Genomic DNA, 18,351 nt, shown 5'->3' with positions numbered 1-18,351 from the left:
GCCCTTTGCGGATTTACTTATCTACGTTTTCCCAAAGCTGCAAAATCCCGCCTAGCTAAATGGCACTTCTCTGAAAAAAAGGGGGCTCATTTTTGATTAACCCCGTGAAGTCAATAGCACCGCGTTATAAACTCATGACCCTTATTCTATTCTTCTGCTCATTGATTGTTGTCTCTTCGGTTTATTTAACATTACCCCTGCTCTCTGTATTTGAGGACGAATTCCAGATTTCATCATCCAAAGCAGCTTGGGCAGGCAGCGCCTTTTCTTTTGCTTTTGCTGGTGGAGGACTCCTGTTCGGGGGTCTTTCTGATCGCTATGGACGAAAAAAAATGATGATATCTGGGTTATGTTTGCTCACAGCTACAACTCTTGTTATCGGAACGGTTGATGAGTTTCAATGGCTTATTGTGCTAAGGGTTCTCCAGGGATTGGCAGCATCCATGTTTCCGCCTTCAGTGTTAGCCTATGCTATAGAGATGTTCCCAATTAATAAAAGGGTAACGATCCTCGGCTTTATAAGCACCGCCTTTTTAATGGCCAGTATTGTAGGACAGATCTATAGCAGCATCGTCGTCTTGGAACTAAGCTGGAACTATGTATTTTATATCCTTGGTCCAGTGTATTTTGTTTCATTTATTTTGATTACAATATCTATACCTAACGATAAAACCCAGAAACCGGTAGGCAGCTTCTTCACTCCCTTTAGGCACATTGGGGGTATTTTCAAGAAAAAAGGGTTGCCACTCTGTTATATCATTTCAGCAACTCTCTTTATTTCACTTGTCGGGTTCTTCTCCACGCTTGGAAGTTATCTAAGCAGTTCTCTTTTCGGTCTAAGCCATCAGGAAATCCTATGGGTTCGTGCAGTTGGTATCATCGGCATGTTCATTTCCCCGTTTGATGGGAGGTTAGTTGCTAAGATTGGTGTTAAAAATGTTCTATGGTGTGGTTTGATTTTGGCCAGTATTGGACTAGGTCTGGTTGGCGTCTGGGAGAACCTCGCATTTTTAATCTTGGCGAGTATTGTTTTTACTGCTGGCATCGCAATGGCCCTTCCCGCCTTGATATCATTAATCGGTACACTGGCTGGTGAGTTAAGAGCTAGTGCTCTTTCTTTCCATATGTTTATGCTTTTCATTGGCGCTTCACTTGCTCCCATCATCTCCATTTATCTGATCGACACCGTTAGTCATATGTTCACTTTCGTAATGTTAGCTGGATTACTGCTCTTAAGCACGGTTGTCCCATTCTATATTCGGTTAGAGAAAAAGGAAAATACCATTAGCCAGATCAATCAGCACAAGCAAACTAACGTTCAAAATCATTGATAAGTCAAATGAAACAACGATAAGTAGAAAGGCGCTGTCCCAGAAGTAGAGAAGATTACTGATGGGATTTCTCTCTCAAAATAAAAAAGAGGTGTTGCAGGAGTCCTCTCGTCCGCACCACTTATCCCCGAGAAGCCTTGGTATTCAAGGCTTCTTTTTGTTTTGTCCGGATTTCTCCGGGTTTCGTTTATTGGTCTTCTTTCTCCCCTTTCTCCTGTACTGCCGTTTGCAGCCGTATATCGTCAACTCTGTTCTTGTAGGTTATTCCCCACTTCTTCATATCAAGGATGATCGGCTTCAACGTCAATCCGAATTCAGTCAGCGAGTATTCCACTTTAGGGGGCACCTGTTTATAAACTTCGCGGTGAATAATGCCATACCGTTCAAGCTCGCGGAGCTGCAAAGTAAGCATAAATTGCGTCATTCCCGGATAGAGCCGCCGGAATTCATTGAATCTCTTCGGGCCATCGATAAGATGAAACAGAATGATCGCTTTCCATTTGCCCCCGATGACATCCAAAGTTGTTTCGACAGGACACACTTCCACTTTCGGTTCGAGCTTGTTTTTGCGATCTACCATAGCTAAGACCCTCCATTAGTTTGATTTTTAATACTATATTATAAAATTATGCGTACTTTACTAAATTCAATATACATTTTAGTATAACACTCATACGGCTAATTAAGCGTCGTAAGCCAATACAAAGGGAGAGTGGAGTCATGTCAAAGAAGGTATTGATCGTTTATGCGCACCCCGAGCCCACTTCGTTAACTAGCCAGTTCGTTGAGACGGCTGTGCAAACACTTCAGGAGCAAGGGCACGAAGTCATGTTGTCCGATCTGTACGGAATGGACTGGAAGGCCGTGTTCGATGGGCGCGACTTCCCGGATCGAGCCAATCCAGAACGATTATCCTTTATTAAAGAGTCAGCGCACGCCTATTCGACTGGCCGTCAAACGGCAGACGTCGCATTGGAGCAACAGAAGCTTCTTGCTTCCGACGCGGTGATCTTGCAGTTTCCTCTGTGGTGGTTCAGCATGCCGGCTATTCTCAAGGGTTGGGTAGAACGGGTATTCGCTTTTGGTTTCGCATATGGCTTTAAGGGCGAAGGGAATCGCTATCGCTACGGCGATGGCATTCTAAAGGGGAAGCGGGCTATGCTGTCCGTAGCTGCCGGAGGGCCCGAGAAGGATTATTCGCCGCGAGGAATCAATGGACCGCTGGAGCAATTGCTGTTCCCCATTACTCACGGCATCCTCTTCTACCCCGGAATGGATGTGTTGCCTACCCATGCCGTCTACGGAACCGATCGCATGACGACAGCCGACATAGACGCGGCGATGGCAGCCTGGCGCTTGCGTCTCGAGCGCCTATTCGAGGAGGAGCCCATTCCGTTCCGACATCAGAACGGCGGGGATTATCCGGATAGCCATGTGCTTGCAAGCGACATCGCAATCGGACGGACCGGCTTGACGGCTCACATTGCCGAAGGCGCGGCGCCTCTATGACTGGAGCCTGATGGGGAGAAAATAATGGAACTCGCAGCCGGAAGGCAATGCCCAGAAGGGAGAGGAATATTATAGGCAACAATCCTTTGAACGTTTACCGGAAGCTCAAGCATTTCAAGTAACGAGTAATGATTTGACGGATGGCGATGACGACTTGGCGATTCGCAACGTCAATAGGCTTTCTTCCAACGGTCAGCGCACTGTTCACACGCTTCATTCCAATTACTCTTACATCAAATCCATTAGCCTCAAATATTTCTCTTGGGGATCTACCTGTTATGTACTGGTCTATGAACAACTGCTTAAACTCATCCGAATAGGTTATCGCTTTATCGCTAATTCTGAGCACGTGTTTGTTCCTTGAGAGGTGCTCACGATCTGCTTCATTAAAATGCTTCTTGCTCATGTAATCCCCTCCGCTGCTTACTCCAGTATACAAAAAGGTACCCACAGCCTAAACACCTTTTTTCTAAGTGTCTAGTCTATGGGTCACCAGTGTATCCCTGCAACACCTCTTTTCGATTTCGGTCAATTGCAGCTTTCTTCAGTAGATTATGAGCAAGTAAAAGCCTCCCGACTTCTAGGCTTGCCTTAGGCAAGCCTAGAAGCAGGATCGTTTGTACAAGAGGGCTTTAAAGGACAGTCCTCACAACAGGCAACGCAAAAACAATAATCGATAGAAATGACAAAGAGTGGACAGCCCCTTGGTTTATATAACAGTTTTGTTTGAAGCACGAGGGATTGATTTTCGGGATTTTTCAGCTATACACCACCCGTGTCCCTCATATTGACCTCGTCATCAATCAAGCACGTGGTGCGCTTTCGAATTTACCCTTGTGAGTTAAGTCACAGAAAGGCTTTTGATTTGATAATCCGCACCGACAAAGGATAAAGCTCTCCTTTGTCTCGAAACGGTTACCCAACGAATCCACCATTTCTACTTTGCCTGTTATTCGTAATGGTCCATTATCGTTAACTTTGATCATAACATCGGACATGATGATCTCACCTGCCTCTAGGTTATTTTAGTTAGAAGACAAAGCAATCCAAGTCACAGAAGCCGCTGCCATGATGATGGTTACACCTATGATGAAGATGGGCCTGTTGAGGTCTATGGGTGCCTGGTCCACCGCCCCCATAATTGGTCCCATTGTAATAGCCTCCAAAGACATTATGCGGAGACCAGTCTGGACTTGCTTTGGGAGCTGCTGGTGACAAAGATTGAAATTCGGAAGCACCGTAGACAATCTTACCGCCTACAACTGTAAAGACAGATTCGATTTTTTTAATATTTTCTTCGGATACACTGAAGAAATTCTCAGAAAGAATTGTAAAATCAGCGTAATGACCTTTCTTGATTTGCCCTTTCACATCTTCTTCCTTTGAAAACCATGCATTCCCCGTAGTATACATCCGAAGTGCCTGGTGTCTCTCTACACGATTTGAAGCAGGATACAGGCTTAACCCTCCCAGTGTTTTGCCTGTCACTAGCCAGTATAGGGCCACCCAAGGATTATAACTTGCAACCCTGGTCGCATCTGTACCCACACCAACACGTAACCCAGCCGTAAGCATTTTGACTATTGGAGGAGCGTTTTCAGCTGCTTTTGCCCCATATTTATCAACGAAATATTCACCCTGGAAAGCCATTCGACTTTGAACCGCGATCGAACCACCTAATGCGACGACGCGCTCCAAATCTTTCTCTTGGATCGTTTCGGCATGATCCAGAATCCAGCGTAAGTCTTTAAATGGAACATCTTTATTCACTCGCTCAAATACATCGAGAAAGCGAGTTATTGATTCTCCATAAGTTGCATGAAGACGAAATGGCCAGCGTTGTTGAACGAGATGCTGAGTTACTTCGAATAGTTCGTCTTCTAATACGGCTGGAAGTTCCGGACGGGGTTCGACAAAATCTTCGAAGTCTGCTGCACTATAAACAAGCATTTCACCGGCACCGTTATGGCGATAGTAGGAACTTCCCGTATAAGGCTGTGATGTCGCTGTCCATGCTTTAAAATCACTCAATTCATTCTTGGGATGCTGAGTGAATAAATTATACGCAGTGCGAACCGTAATTTCTTCACGTCTATCAAGTTCATCAAACACTTGATAGTCATCGGGATAATTCTGAAAGCCCCCGCCGGCGTCAATAACGCTTGTGACTCCAAATCGATTCAATTCCCTCATAAAAAGCCGAGTTGAATTCAGTTGGTCTTCGTATGAAAGCTTTGGCCCTTTAGCTAAGGTGGCATACAAAATAGTTGCATTAGGTCGAGCGATGAGCATTCCTGTAGGATTGCCATGGCTATCCCTTTGGATTTCTCCGCCAGGTGGATTAGGCGTATCTTTTGAATACCCGATTACTCGCAAGGCAGCTTTGTTCAAAAAAGCTTGACGGTAAAGATTGAGGATAAAAACGGGGGTTTCTGGAGCAATTCGATTGATTTCATCTAGTGTTGGCATTCTGCGTTCCAGGAATTGAAACTCTGTCCATCCGCCTACAACACGGACCCAATGAGGTGCTGGCGTACGATCTACCTGCTTTTTCAACATACGCAATGCATCCGCTACTGATGGCACCCCATCCCAGCGAAGCTCGAGGTTATAGTTGAGACCACCTCGAATGAGATGAATATGGGAATCGTTTAAACCCGGTATTAACATTCGTTTGTTTGCGTTTACAACCTGTGTGGATGATCCAACATATTTCATGATTTCGGCATCTTCTCCCACAGCCAGGACTTTGCCATCCTTAACTGCAACTGCTGATGCTGTAGGTTTTGAATCGTCCATCGTTACGATACTGGCATTATGAACAACTAAACTAGCTTCATCTACTTTTGTTTTCTCAGACATGATTTAGTTCTCCTTTAAAATTTTTTTTGTGTTTAGTTGTGGCTAAACCAAAGTTTTATCCATGGAATCAACCTCTGCCCTAAAAACATACCAAGGAGACCAATCAGTCCCAAAAAAGGCGGTGCAGGAGAGGGGATCCGAAACGATTGAAAAACAACGCCAATTACAATACCAGTAGCTAAAGCTATAAACATAGTGCCCCACATATTCATATCCTCCTTCAATCCTTTCAATTGTTTTGTTCTTACAAGCTAGCCTTCTATTCATAAGTTTATAAATCAGCATTCTTACTAGCAATAAGGCTTTCTCTATAACAGCCATAGGAATTGCTTATACAAATAATTTATAAAACTTTTGATATGTATAGTTTTTCGCTATGCATTATATAGAAAAATGAAGATTGTTTGCACAATTACATTTCAATAGACTGAATACATGCAGCAGGATTTACGATTTTATGGACCTGTGGCAATAAAATAGGGGAAGCGGGGATTATTGTATGTTTAATGGAAAGTCCGATTTACTTACGGCTGAAAACTCAGCTATTATTCTTGTAGACCACCAGCCTCAAATGCTCTTTGGTGTGCAAAGTGCTGATCGCCAAACTATCATTAGCAATACGGTTGCACTTGCAAAAACGGCTAAAGTTTTCAATGCACCAATCATTCTTACAACTGTTGCTGCTGAATCATTTTCAGGTCCTATTCATCCGCATATTCAAGACGTTTTTCCTAATCAAAAACCGATTGACCGTACAAACATGAACTCTTGGGAAGACGAAAGCTTCGTGTCAGCTGTGAAACAAACAGGTCGCAAGAAGCTGATTATGGCAGCTCTTTGGACGGAAGTTTGTCTTGCTTTCCCTACAGTTTCAGCCATCAAAGATGGATATGAAGTATACATTGTAACGGACGCTTCAGGTGGGACTACCACGGAAGCACATGACATGGCCGTTCAACGCATGATACAAGCGGGAGCAATTCCCGTTACTTGGATGTCTGTTCTTCTTGAGTATCAGCGCGATTGGGCACATCAAGAAACATATGATGCAGTCTTGGAGATTGCTATGCAACACGGTGGTGCCTACGGTACGGGTATTGTTTATGCTCAAACGATGTTTGGTGGCCACGAGTAATATTCATCCCAAAAGAGACAGGAAGTGAAGTATAAAGCATGGCTAAATTAACAGTCGGAACAGAAAACGGGCAACCCATTGAATTGTATTTTGAGGATGTTGGCGAAGGCAAACCTGTAGTTTTGATCCATGGCTGGCCACTAAGCGGGCGCTCGTGGGAGAGTCAAGTTCCAGCGCTCATCGATGCAGGTTACCGCGTGATTACCTATGACCGCCGCGGATTCGGACAATCCTCCCAACCGTGGAACGGTTACGACTATGATACGTTTGCAATGGATCTCCATAAGCTAATTGAGCATCTGGACCTTAAGGACGTGACACTGGTCGGATTTTCGATGGGTGGCGGAGAGGTTGCCCGTTACGTTGGCACATACGGAACAAGCCGTGTCAAAAAAGCCGTGTTGGCTGCTGCGGTTCCGCCGTTCTTTTATAAATCTGCCGAGCATCCGGAAGGCGGTCTGGATGAAGCCACCATTAAGGGCTTCCAAGACGGGTTGAAAAAAGACCGTGTCGCCTTCCTTGACGGCTTCACTCACAATTTCTTTAAAGCAGGGGATAGAACAGACCTGGTCAGCGAGTCCTTCCGTGCTTATAATCTTAATATTGCTTCTTATGCTTCGCCAAAGGGGACGCTGGATTGTACTGATGCCTTCGGCCGGACGGATTTCCGTGGCGATTTGGCGAAATTTGATATCCCATTGCTTGTTATCCATGGCGATTCCGATGCGATTGTGACGCTTGAGGTAAGCGGTCAACTTTCCCACGAAGCTGTTGTAGGCAGTCAACTCGTCGTAATTGAAGGTGGACCGCATGGTTTGAACGCGACTCACCCTGAAGAATTCAATACCGCTTTGATTCACTTCCTCAATACTAAATGAATGAACAGACCGCCTACGAAACTTTTCGTATCGGACTTAAAGAGGAGAGTTAAACTAAACTAGTATTGCAACTGCTGGGGGATATTAGGTCTTCTCATCCGGATGGTGAAATACAACACGTGAAACGCCCCCCATTAGCCAATAAAAAAACCGTTTCTTCGTAAACAGGCGTGCGATCACCCATTTACGAAAGAAACGGTTTTTGCAATTTGCTCAAGGAAGCGGCCACGTCACCTGTCCAGCTCGGAATCCGCCATCAGGTGCTGAACCCCGCGATTGTCTTAAGGTTCGCCTGCTTTTCCCTCAAGTATGGTTTACTTAATAACGACGTATTCCAAGTTAACCAGCTTGGCGTAGGTTACGATTTGGTCTGTCGTCAGGTTCAAGGAAACGACGGTATGGTGGCCGCCGCCATTCTCGATCCAAGCTTTCACTCCATCCTGGAAGTTCGGCTTAACCGTCCACAGGACGCGAGCGACAGGAAGGTTAGGAGCCGGAACCGTCGGTTCGAATGCGGAAACCTCGTTAATCAGCAATTTATAATGAGTGCCGAAGTCAGCCATGGATACGACGACGCCTTCGCCGGCTTTGCCGTCAAATACCAGACGCGCCGGATCTTCTTTACCGCCGATTCCGAGCGGGGAAACAATGATTTTCGGCTTGTTGCTTGCCAAGGACGGATCTACCTCGAGCATATGAGATTGCAGGATGGCTTCCTGACCGGCCGCCATCTCGTAGGTGTAATCCTCCATAAAGCCCGTGTTTTGATTGCGGCTCATCACTTTCATCAAGCGATCGAGCGCGGCGGTCTTCCAGTCGCCCTCGCCGGCAAAGCCGTAGCCCTGCGCCATCAGACGTTGGACGGCAAGACCAGGAAGCTGTTTCATTCCATGCAAATCTTCGAAGTTCGTCGTGAAGGCATTATAACCTTTCTCGTCGAAGAAACGTTTGAGGGCGATTTCATAGCTTGCTTGGACTCTGACACTGGCTTCCCAGGCTTCTTTGCTGTTCGTGCCGTAATCGAAATCGTAGAGCTCCGCATATTGGCCCATCAGATCATCGATTTCCTGCTCCGTAACGGCATTCACGTATTGCACGAGGTCGCCGATGCCGTAATAGTCCACGGTCCATCCGAACTGAATTTGGGCCTCGACTTTATCGCCTTCCGTTACGCCAACGTTGCGCATGTTGTCGCCGAAACGGGCCACTTTGATGTTGAAGCTTTCGTTATAAGCAACCGCTACGTCCATCCAATCCGCAATTTGCTGCTGCACTTCCGAACGTTCCCAGTAGCCTACGACGATTTTGTTTTGTTTCTTCAGACGGGCATTGATGAAGCCGTATTCGCGGTCGCCGTGAGCGGCCTGGTTCAGGTTCATGAAGTCCATGTCGATCGTTGCCCAAGGAATGCTTTCATTGAACTGGGTTGCTAAGTGAAGCAGAGGCTTCTGCAGCAATTTCGTACCGCGAATCCACATTTTCGCAGGCGAGAACGTATGCATCCATGTAATGACACCCGCCACTTCATCGCGATAGTTGACCTCTTTCATGATGCTTGTAATTTTGTCCGCGCTGACAGCCAGATCCTGCAAGACAAGCGGATAAGGGAGCACTCCGCTATTATTCAAGGCATCAGTCATCGTCTGAGCATGGGCTTTTACTTCAGCGAGCGCTTCTTCCCCGTACAAATGCTGCGAACCTACGACGAACCAAAACTGTTTAGCTGTTGTTGTTGACATCTTAATCATCCTCTTTTCTGTATTTTATAATGGCTAAGGCTATTACTTCTGCCCGTAGTAGGCATCTTTCCCGTGCTTCCGAAGATAGTGCTTGTCCAGAATGCCTTGCGGCAGTTCTTTGGCAAAATGGTTCAATTGCCGCGCGTACAGATTCATTTTGCACACTTCCTCCAGCACGACGCTGTTCACGACCGCCGACTTCACGTCTTTCCCCCAAGTGAAAGGCGCATGTCCCTGGAGCAGAACGGCCGGGATCGCCATGACATCCAATCCGCGCTTCTCGAACGTTTCGATAATAACATGACCCGTCTCCGCTTCGTATCCCCGGTCAACCTCCTCTTGGTTCAAGAACCGTGCGCAAGGCACGGCGCCATAGAAGGTGTCCGCATGCGTCGTTCCCATGACGGGTACATCAAGTCCCGCTTGCGCCCAAATGGTTGCCCAAGTCGAGTGAGTATGCACGATGCCGCCGATTTGCGGATAATGTTTGTACAACACGGCGTGAGTCGCGGTATCGGAGGAAGGTCTCATCTCTCCCTCGACCACCTTACCGTCGAGATCCACAACGACCATATCGCTCGGTTTCATCTTCTCATAGCTGACTCCGCTCGGTTTGATCACGAACAAGCCGCTTTCCCGATCGACGGCACTCGCATTGCCCCAAGTGAATTTCACGAGGCCGTGCTTCGGCAAATCCAGATTCGCTTGGTATACCTCTTCTTTCAGTTGTTCTAACAACGTTAGTCCCTCCCGTTCTCTAACAGATGGTCTACAGCGGCTTGTTCGATGGCAAGCCCTGCTTGGTATCGTTTGATGAATGCTTGGAACCCTTCGACATCCGTAGCATCCGGAGCAATCTCCTGTCCTTCGGCATCTTTGAACACCTTCTGCTCGAGGAAGTCCTCCAGGCTCTCTTCTTGATCCTTGCCCGTCATGTAAGAAGCCAGAAGCGCCATGCCCCATGCCCCGCCTTCGCCGGCCGTGGACATGACCGAGATCGGCACGTTCAGCGCAGCGGCTAATGCTTTTTGTCCAACGACAGGGGTCTTGAATAGGCCGCCATGAGCCAAGATGCTGTCGATGGCCACCTGTTCGTTTTCGGTCAAAATGTCCATGCCAAGCTTCAACGCTCCGAAAGCCGTGAATAGATGCGTCCGCATGAAGTTAGCCAGATTAAAGTTGCTTTCAGGCGAGCGAACGAACAACGGCCGGCCTTTATCTATTCCCGTTATATTCTCGCCCGAAAGATAGCCGTAGCTCAGCAAGCCGCCGCCATCCGGGTCTGCTTCAAGAGACTTGCCCAGCAGCACGCTGAACAATTTGCCGGAATCCACATTAAATCCCATTGCTTCGGAGAATTCACGGAACAGTCCCATCCAGGCGTTAAGATCGCTGGAGCAGTTGTTGGCATGCACCATGCCGACCGGACTGCCGTCCGGCGTAGTGACCATATCGATCTCCGGATAAACCTTGGACAATTCTTTCTCCAATACAATCATCGCAAAAACGGAAGTGCCCACGGATATATTTCCCGTACGCTTCTTGACGCTATTCGTCGCAACCATGCCTGTGCCGGCATCGCCTTCCGGAGGACAGAGCGGAATGCCGGACTGCAGATCTCCGGCCGGGTCCAGAATAGCGGCTCCCGCCGCCGTTAGCTCGCCGGCTTGCTCGCCGGAGAGATATACCTTGGGAAGAAGGTCCTCAAGCTTCCACGTAAAGCCTTTGGCCGCGATTAATTCATCGAATTGCTTGACCATCGATGGATGGTAATTATGAGTTGATTCATCAATTGGGAAGATGCCGGAAGCATCCCCGATGCCGATCACTTTATTGCCGGTCAACAACCAGTGTATGTATCCGGCCAGCGTCGTTACGAAATCAATGCGAGGCACATGCTCCTCTTGGTTCAATATCGCTTGGTACAAATGGGCGATACTCCAGCGCTCGGGGATATTGAATTGGAACAAGTCCGTTAATTCCCTAGCCGCCGCGCCGGTTGTCGCGTTGCGCCAAGTCCGAAACGGCACCAGCAGATCGCCAGTGCTGTCGAACGCCATATAACCGTGCATCATAGCGGAAAACCCGATCGAACCGACGGACCGGAGGGTCACTCCGTAATTCCGTTCCACTTCCTGCTTCAGTTCACGATACGCGGTTTGGAGGCCTCTTATAATATCCTCCTGATTGTACGTCCAATATCCGTCTTTCAACAAATTTTCCCACTCAAAGCTTCCCGATGCGATGGTCTCGAAACGACGATCGATCAGCACCGCTTTGATCCGCGTAGAACCAAATTCGATACCCAGCGAAGTTTCTCCATTGATTATCGCTTCCTTCAAGTCTACATGATTCATGATCACGTATATCCCCTCTCTGTTCGATTACGATTCCTATACTAGCTGCTTCCGATCGAATCGGTCACTCGGGTGAGACAACCGGAAGATTTCGACCGAAAGAAGGCGCTTTCTCTTACTGACAGCCTTAGTATATTTTCTGTACGTACATTTGTCAATATAGTCTAATAGTTATACTAACATAAGTTGCTGTACCCTCATTATTCGTCTGACTTGTACCATTGGAATCGTAAATAATGTTATTGCATTTGCATTTCATGCAACTCATGCTAAAATGTGTACGTACAACTTTTTCGAACAACGATGAAAGAAGTGGATTGCATGAAGCCAAAGTACCAGCTCATTATTGAAGATATCAAAAGTTATATCCTCTCTGGAACGTACAAAGCAGGCGAGAAAATCCCTTCGGAGCACGTTTTGGAGGAAAGCTACAACGTTAGCCGGCAGACGGTTCGAAAGGCCATTCTCGAGTTATCGAACGAGGGGTTCCTGCGAAGCGAGAGGGGATCCGGCACATACGTCAGCAACCAATACCGGTCCAGAACGGGTGCAAAAACCATGAATAAAACGATCGGCGTCATCACGACCTATATCTCGGATTACATCTTCCCCTCCATTATCCGCGGCATTGAAAGCCGATTAAATGAAGATAACTATTCATTACTGTTAGCCAGTACAAATAATGATATCTCCCAGGAAAAAAAGGCGTTGGAAATGATGCTGTCCTACGGCGTGGATGGACTGATTATAGAACCTACCAGAAGCAGTGTATACAACCCCAATATCGCTTACTACCTGTCTTTTAAGGAGCAGGAGGTTCCGTTCGCGATGATCAATGCCTATTATGAAGAGTTGGAAGTTCCTTTCTTCTGTCTGGATGACGTGCAGTCCAGCTATCTCGCAACCCGGGAGCTGATTACCAAAGGACATACCCAGATCGGCATCATCGCGAAAATGGATGATTTGCAAGGGAAGTATAGAATGAAGGGATTTATCAAGGCTCTTGGGGAAGCCAAATTACGGTTCCTGCAAGAGCATGTGCTTTCTTTCGATACATCGACAAAGTCGGACCTGTCCGCGAACTTGGAAGTGTATCTGAGCGACAATCGGGATGAATTGACTGCGCTTGTGTGTTACAACGACGAGGTAGGCTTGGAAGTCGTACATGTCTGCAGAAAACTGGGAATTTCCATTCCGGACGAGCTATCCATCATTGGCCAGGACAATTCATATATCGCCAAAAACGCGAATATCAAACTAACGACGCTGACGCACCCCCAAGAACAAATGGGACGAGACGCTGCTGACTGGGTAATTAAGAATTTACAAGGCAAAAAAGACTTGCCCACCAAGACCTACTACCAGCCCGTATTAATTGAGGGCGAAACAGTAAAAGCGATCGAAGTGGAATAGTCATGGGTGATTCGTTAAGTTCTTCAACTTCGCGCCTCTCTCGATCTTAAGTTGTCCACCGCTATTTCGCAAGCGGAAGCCTCACCGTAAACGAGGTTCTCCCTTGGTCGCTCGCTGCGGAAATCACTCCATTATGCAGCTCAACGATGTTCTTGGCAATCGCGAGGCCGAGTCCCGAGCCGCCCGTATTCCGCGAACGGGAATGCTCGCCGCGATAAAAGCGTTCAAATAACAACGGAATAATGGATGCCGGCAAAGGCTCGCCGTAGTTCGCGATCTCAACGACGGCTTGCCCAGAGTCGCTACAAACCGCGATATCGATCTGCCTGCCATCCTTTCCGTACTGAATCGCGTTGACGATCAAGTTTTCGAACACACGGACTAGCTTGTCCCCGTCTGAGTCGACGAAGATAGGATGATCGGGGAGAGACAAGAGGCACTCCATCTCCGCCTGTTCGAATTGTAAACGGAATTGGGCAGCCAATTGCCCGAGCATCTGGGTGAGATTGATCGGAGACAGCCGAAGCCCCATTCCACCGCTCGTCCTCGTAAATTCGAATAAATCATCAATCATCGTTTTCAAGCGCATCGATTTCTCATAGGCGATTTGAGCGTAATGCCTCAATTCCACTTCATCCCGGTAACGATCCTCTTCAATCAGACCTAAATACCCGACAATAGATGTTAAAGGGGTACGCAAATCGTGTGAAACGTTCGTAACTAGTTCGGCTTTCGTCCGTTCTGCGCGCCGCTCCTCCTCAATAGACAATTTCAGCTGGGCCGTCATTTTATTGATATTGTCCGCCAATGCCCCGAGCTCATCACCCCCTCGTAACGGTAAACGGGAATCGAAATTTCCGCCGGCGATCCGTTCGATTCCCTTCGAGATTTCCATCAGGTATCGAATGGTCGAACGGCTGAGAGCGAACAAATAGAAAATAAAAAATAAAAGGCAGGCTGAAGTAAACACGACTGGAATACCGAACTCATCCCGCATCAGCTTCAAGAGCGGGACAAGGTAAGGAATATCGGTTCTGTACGCTGCGATCGCGATCAAGACGAGGAAGCCGGCCGTCATGACGGACGCCAACGCGCTTAAGCCGAACAAATACAGCATTTTGAAACGAAGACTCTTCCACGGTTTACGGATCAATTTTATACCCTACTCCCCATACGGTCTGGATCAGCTTGACGCCGCCCAGCTCGCTCTCCAATTTATCGCGAAGCTTGCTGATATGAACCATAACGGTGTTGGTGGACTCCAGGAACTTGTCCTTCCACACCGCTTCGAATATTGCCTCTGCACTAAGCACCTGTCCAGGATGGCTTGCCAGCAAATACAAAATATCGAACTCCGTCGACGTCAAATTAACGTTCCGGCCCTCCACCATAACCGTATGTGATTTCTTGCTTATATTCAGAGAATGGATCTGAATTTCGTCTTGATCCTGTGCCGGTTGGATCTGTGCATTCAAATAAATGGACCTGCGGAGCAGCGACTTCACCCTGGCGATCAGCTCAAGAGCATTAAACGGCTTGACCATATAATCGTCCGCACCCGTCGTCAGCCCCATGATTTTATCCATATCCTCTGCTTTGGCGCTCAGCATCAGTATCGGAATTCCGTGCTCCGTGCGCACCGCCCGTACGACCTCCAGGCCGTCCATCTCCGGCATCATGACGTCGAGGATAATCAATTGGATGGATTCCTTGGCGATCAAATTCAATGCCTCGCGGCCATTGCTTGCTGTGAGCACCTGATATCCTTCGTTGGTCAAATAGATTTTGATCAGTTGGGCGATTTCAAGATCGTCGTCAGCGATCAGTATTTGAATGGTATTCATGGGATCTCTCCGTCTTTTTTTATTAATATGGTCTAGTTTATCAGAAATCTCTCCACAACCGACCGCTCGCATTCACAAATAAGAAAATCTTAAGGTTTCCTTTATGATCTTTTACGAACTTCCCAGGCTTTGCACGTTATCTTGGAGATAGAGCAACGGACAAGAATTCTACCTGGAGGTATTGCTATATGAAAACAAAGCTATACGTTCTATACGGCGGCAAATCCGTCGAACACGAAGTGTCATTGAAAACAGCAGTTACAGTCCTTCATTCCATTGACGAAGGCCGCTTCGAGGTTTATCCCATTTACATTACGCGTGACGGCTTGTGGTGCACCCCCGGACAACTTTCCAAGGAGGGATTGACGGTCGAACGGTTAATTACGAGGCCCGCGTTTCACGATCCGGCCCGGTCAATCGGTGAAATACTGTCGGGCATGATGGCTTTGCCCGGTCCAAAAGTCGTTTTGCCGCTATTGCACGGCTCTAACGGGGAGGACGGCACGGTGCAAGGCCTGCTGGAATTGCTGAACGTTCCGTACGTCGGGAATGGCGTGCTGTCGTCCGCGCTTACCTTGGACAAGGCGATGTCGAAGCAGGTCTTGGCCCAAGCCGGCATTCACCAGACGGAATTTCAGGTGTGCCGATTCGAGGAGTGGAGAACGGATGAGGCAGCGGTTCTGCGTGATGTTGAGAATTCTATTGGATATCCTTGCTACGTGAAGCCAGCCTCCCTCGGCTCCAGTATCGGCATTAGTAGATGTACACACCGGGGAGAGCTCCTCACCGGTATCCGCGAGGGGTTCTCCTACGATAAGAAGCTCGTTATCGAGCGCGAAGTGGACGGCAGGGAAATTCAAGTAGCCGTCCTCGGCAATGAAAGGCCTCTAGCTTCATTGCCCGGTGAATTCATCCATGATCACATTTTCTTCGATTTCGAATCCAAGTACATGGACAAGCGGCTTACAATGTCGATTCCCGCCAAGCTGGCGGACGGCTTGACTCAGCGAATCCGTGAACTGGCAATCCTGGCCTATCGAGCCCATGGCTGCGAGGGCCTCGCCCGCGTCGACTTCTTCCTTGACGAAGAAGGCGATTTGTTCCTGAACGAAATCAACGCTTTACCCGGATTTACGAATTTCAGCATGTATCCTGTCATGTGGGAACGTACCGACGGAACGTCCTATTCCGAGCTGATCGAAAAATTAATCGGGCACGCGATTGAGCGTCACACAGACAAGCAAACGATTCAATATACAAGATGAGCGAGGTGAACGGCATGTCAAGAGACACGCGGGCCGAAATTAGTTTGATCCGCATTCGCGAGAATATGCTGAACATCCGCAAGTCGCTGCCGGATTCGGTCAAGCTGATGGCCGTCGTGAAGGCGAACGGATATGGGCATGGCGACATCGAGTCGGCCGCGGCGGCAGAACAGGCGGGGGCGGATTATTTGGCCGTCGCCTATCTGGAGGAAGCTCTCCGGCTGCGCGATGCCGGCATGAAACTGCCCATTCTCGTATTGACCCCCATTCCGCCGGAACTGACGCAATTGGCGCTGGAGCTCGACTTGACCTTAACCGTAACAAGCGCCAAATGGTTTTCCGAGATGCGTGTCTTTAAGCCTTACGCCTCGGCGGGAAAGCTTCGGGTTCATGTGAAAATGGATACGGGACTCGGGCGGATCGGCATCCGGACCAAAGATGAATGGGATGAGCTCGTTCCTTGGCTGAGCGCTAGGGATGTCGAGGTGGACGGCTTCTACACGCATTTCGCTACGGCAGGGCAAGCCGATACCGGCTATCTGGAGCAGCAAGCCGCACGCTTCGCCCGGATGAAGGAATGGGGACGCTCCTCCGGCCTGGCGATCCGGCATTATCATTGCGCGGGAAGTGCTGCGGCGCTTAGGTTTCCTCATCTGGCGATGGATATGGTTCGGATCGGTGCGGCGATGTATGGCTTCTATCCGGAGGGGCTTGCTTGTTCGGTAAAGCTAGAGCCGGCATTAAGTCTCCATAGTCGTCTCATTCAGGTGAAGAAGCTGGCTAAAGGGGAATATCTCGGCTACAACAACTCCTACCGGGCCGAGGAGGACGAATGGATCGGAACGGTGCCGATTGGCTATGCAGACGGCTGGTCGCAACGGATGCAAGGCACGGATGTTCTGATCGAAGGTCAGCGTACCCCTATTGTCGGCAAAATCTGCATGGACCAGCTGATGATCAAGCTTCCGGGACCGTGTGCGGAGGGCACTCCGGTCACCTTGATCGGCTTTCAGGGTGAGCAGCGCATTACGTTTGCGGAGCTTGCCGCCCATATCGGAAGCGTGGCACAAGAAGTTTCCACTTCGCTTGGAGTCAGAGTTGCAAGAACCTATATAGATATCGAGGAGGCACGTACAAGATGGGACAAACAAACCTGGCCAAACGAAATCAATCAGGCCGTCATATAACATTTAACACGATTCAAGCAGCTAATTCCGAGATCCACCAAGGACATCTGGTTTTAATTAATCGCGATAATCCCATTCAACAGACAATTGCTTCAGACAGTTTAACGCCGCTTAGTTTGATTCCGGCTATCCATACCCTGCGGGAAGGTATGCTGTTGGAACGGACCTGTTTACGGCATTTGGCGGATTTGCTTGAGGCTTGCCAAGGGATAAACGATATTATTGCCGTCAGCGGCTATCGGACCAAATTAGAGCAGGAGGAGATTTATGAATCCTCATTAACCGATAATGGCGCCGAATACACCGCACGCTATGTCGCATTGCCCGATCGGAGCGAGCATCAGACGGGGCTGGCCATCGACGTCGGCAAGCTGAACAAGGACGTGGATTTCATCGCACCGGCATTCCCCGACAGCGGCGTCTATAAGAGCTTTAAGCAGCTTGCCGCCCGGTATGGGTTCATTCAACGCTATAAGGAAGGAAAGGAATCCTTCACTCAAATTTCTTGCGAGCCGTGGCATTTCCGTTATCTCGGCTATCCTCACGCTGAGATCATGGAGCAGAACGATTGGTGCCTGGAAGAATATATCGATCGGCTTGAAAGCTACCCCTTCGAATATGACCATCTTGTATTCGAGGATGAGCAGTCATTCGTAGAGATTTACTATGTAGCGGCGGATGCGGGGACTTCTACGACCATTCCCCTTGTAGAATGCGACCGATTCCACTTATCGGGAAATAACAGGGATGGGTTCATTGTTACCGCATTTCTGGATAAAGGTAGTCGAGCACGGCTCACAGCGCTGTCTTAAAAAAACCTTGGGTCGTATA

General features: G+C 48.3%; 18 protein-coding genes. 8 read left to right on the top strand and 10 right to left on the bottom strand.

What is annotated here, in order from left to right; all coding sequences use genetic code 11:
- The first annotated feature begins 92 nt into the window (after positions 1-92).
- On the top strand, positions 93-1,331 hold the full coding sequence (locus DFP97_RS01750) for an MFS transporter (protein WP_245975819.1): 1,239 nt from the start codon (positions 93-95) through the stop codon (positions 1,329-1,331).
- A gap of 187 nt (positions 1,332-1,518) precedes the next feature.
- Here the strand turns inward: DFP97_RS01750 and DFP97_RS01745 are convergent, their stop codons facing one another.
- A complete protein-coding gene (locus tag DFP97_RS01745) occupies positions 1,519-1,911 on the bottom strand; it encodes a winged helix-turn-helix transcriptional regulator (RefSeq protein ID WP_114378240.1) in 393 nt (130 codons plus the stop codon).
- 140 nt (positions 1,912-2,051) lie between these two features.
- On the opposite strand from DFP97_RS01745, the gene DFP97_RS01740 reads away from it, so the two are divergent.
- Positions 2,052-2,840, top strand: a complete 789-nt coding sequence (locus tag DFP97_RS01740; protein WP_114378239.1) for an NAD(P)H-dependent oxidoreductase — start codon at positions 2,052-2,054, stop codon at positions 2,838-2,840.
- Positions 2,841-2,934: 94 nt separating this feature from the next.
- Here DFP97_RS01740 and DFP97_RS01735 read toward each other — a convergent pair whose 3' ends face one another.
- The 4 genes from DFP97_RS01735 to DFP97_RS01720 form a co-directional block, all read right to left on the bottom strand.
- Positions 2,935-3,246, bottom strand: a complete 312-nt coding sequence (locus DFP97_RS01735) for an HTH domain-containing protein (RefSeq protein WP_114378238.1) — start codon at positions 3,244-3,246, stop codon at positions 2,935-2,937.
- A gap of 397 nt (positions 3,247-3,643) precedes the next feature.
- The gene (locus DFP97_RS01730) at positions 3,644-3,838 is read right to left on the bottom strand and encodes a CDGSH iron-sulfur domain-containing protein (RefSeq protein ID WP_114378237.1); all 195 of its coding nucleotides are present in this window, start codon (positions 3,836-3,838) and stop codon (positions 3,644-3,646) included.
- 31 nt (positions 3,839-3,869) lie between these two features.
- On the bottom strand, positions 3,870-5,702 hold the full coding sequence (locus DFP97_RS01725; RefSeq protein ID WP_114378236.1) for an amidohydrolase: 1,833 nt from the start codon (positions 5,700-5,702) through the stop codon (positions 3,870-3,872).
- A 32-nt stretch (positions 5,703-5,734) separates the two neighbouring features.
- Positions 5,735-5,908 (bottom strand): XapX domain-containing protein, encoded by a 174-nt coding sequence (locus DFP97_RS01720; RefSeq protein WP_114378235.1) that lies wholly within the window; start codon positions 5,906-5,908, stop codon positions 5,735-5,737.
- Between the two features lie 293 nt (positions 5,909-6,201).
- On the opposite strand from DFP97_RS01720, the gene DFP97_RS01715 reads away from it, so the two are divergent.
- Both DFP97_RS01715 and DFP97_RS01710 read left to right on the top strand, forming a co-directional pair.
- Complete coding sequence (locus tag DFP97_RS01715; protein ID WP_114378234.1) at positions 6,202-6,837, top strand: hydrolase; 636 nt, start codon at positions 6,202-6,204, stop codon at positions 6,835-6,837.
- A 38-nt stretch (positions 6,838-6,875) separates the two neighbouring features.
- Positions 6,876-7,715 carry an alpha/beta fold hydrolase gene (locus DFP97_RS01710; protein ID WP_114378233.1) on the top strand — a complete coding sequence of 280 codons (840 nt, stop codon included), beginning with the start codon at positions 6,876-6,878 and terminating at the stop codon, positions 7,713-7,715.
- A 314-nt stretch (positions 7,716-8,029) separates the two neighbouring features.
- Here DFP97_RS01710 and araA read toward each other — a convergent pair whose 3' ends face one another.
- From araA to DFP97_RS01695, 3 genes are read right to left on the bottom strand one after another with little or no spacing between them, the layout of a single operon-like run.
- A complete protein-coding gene (araA, locus tag DFP97_RS01705; protein WP_114378232.1) occupies positions 8,030-9,454 on the bottom strand; it encodes an L-arabinose isomerase in 1,425 nt (474 codons plus the stop codon).
- A gap of 42 nt (positions 9,455-9,496) precedes the next feature.
- The gene (locus DFP97_RS01700; RefSeq protein ID WP_114378231.1) at positions 9,497-10,192 is read right to left on the bottom strand and encodes an L-ribulose-5-phosphate 4-epimerase; all 696 of its coding nucleotides are present in this window, start codon (positions 10,190-10,192) and stop codon (positions 9,497-9,499) included.
- Between the two features lie 2 nt (positions 10,193-10,194).
- A complete protein-coding gene (locus tag DFP97_RS01695) occupies positions 10,195-11,811 on the bottom strand; it encodes a xylulokinase (protein ID WP_114378230.1) in 1,617 nt (538 codons plus the stop codon).
- A 321-nt stretch (positions 11,812-12,132) separates the two neighbouring features.
- On the opposite strand from DFP97_RS01695, the gene DFP97_RS01690 reads away from it, so the two are divergent.
- Complete coding sequence (locus DFP97_RS01690) at positions 12,133-13,224, top strand: GntR family transcriptional regulator (RefSeq protein WP_114378229.1); 1,092 nt, start codon at positions 12,133-12,135, stop codon at positions 13,222-13,224.
- A gap of 61 nt (positions 13,225-13,285) precedes the next feature.
- Here the strand turns inward: DFP97_RS01690 and DFP97_RS01685 are convergent, their stop codons facing one another.
- Both DFP97_RS01685 and DFP97_RS01680 read right to left on the bottom strand, forming a co-directional pair.
- On the bottom strand, positions 13,286-14,377 hold the full coding sequence (locus DFP97_RS01685) for a sensor histidine kinase (protein ID WP_114378228.1): 1,092 nt from the start codon (positions 14,375-14,377) through the stop codon (positions 13,286-13,288).
- Positions 14,367-15,068 carry a response regulator transcription factor gene (locus tag DFP97_RS01680; protein ID WP_114378227.1) on the bottom strand — a complete coding sequence of 234 codons (702 nt, stop codon included), beginning with the start codon at positions 15,066-15,068 and terminating at the stop codon, positions 14,367-14,369. The genes DFP97_RS01685 and DFP97_RS01680 overlap by 11 nt, the downstream gene beginning before the upstream one ends.
- A 188-nt stretch (positions 15,069-15,256) precedes the next feature.
- Between DFP97_RS01680 and DFP97_RS01675 the strand changes: the two genes are divergently transcribed.
- The 3 genes from DFP97_RS01675 to DFP97_RS01665 are packed head-to-tail and all read left to right on the top strand — an operon-like array spanning position 15,257 to position 18,332.
- On the top strand, positions 15,257-16,333 hold the full coding sequence (locus DFP97_RS01675) for a D-alanine--D-alanine ligase family protein (protein WP_114378226.1): 1,077 nt from the start codon (positions 15,257-15,259) through the stop codon (positions 16,331-16,333).
- A gap of 14 nt (positions 16,334-16,347) precedes the next feature.
- On the top strand, positions 16,348-17,520 hold the full coding sequence (alr, locus tag DFP97_RS01670; protein ID WP_114378225.1) for an alanine racemase: 1,173 nt from the start codon (positions 16,348-16,350) through the stop codon (positions 17,518-17,520).
- Positions 17,472-18,332 (top strand): D-alanyl-D-alanine carboxypeptidase family protein, encoded by an 861-nt coding sequence (locus DFP97_RS01665; protein WP_114378224.1) that lies wholly within the window; start codon positions 17,472-17,474, stop codon positions 18,330-18,332. Before alr ends, DFP97_RS01665 begins: the two co-directional genes overlap by 49 nt.
- Positions 18,333-18,351 lie beyond the last annotated feature (19 nt).

The organism is Paenibacillus prosopidis (assembly GCF_003337375.1).
In the GTDB taxonomy this organism is placed as follows: domain Bacteria; phylum Bacillota; class Bacilli; order Paenibacillales; family Paenibacillaceae; genus Pristimantibacillus; species Pristimantibacillus prosopidis.
The sequence above is the reverse complement of the archived record's forward strand: the minus strand, read 5'-3'. Positions and strand labels throughout refer to the sequence as shown.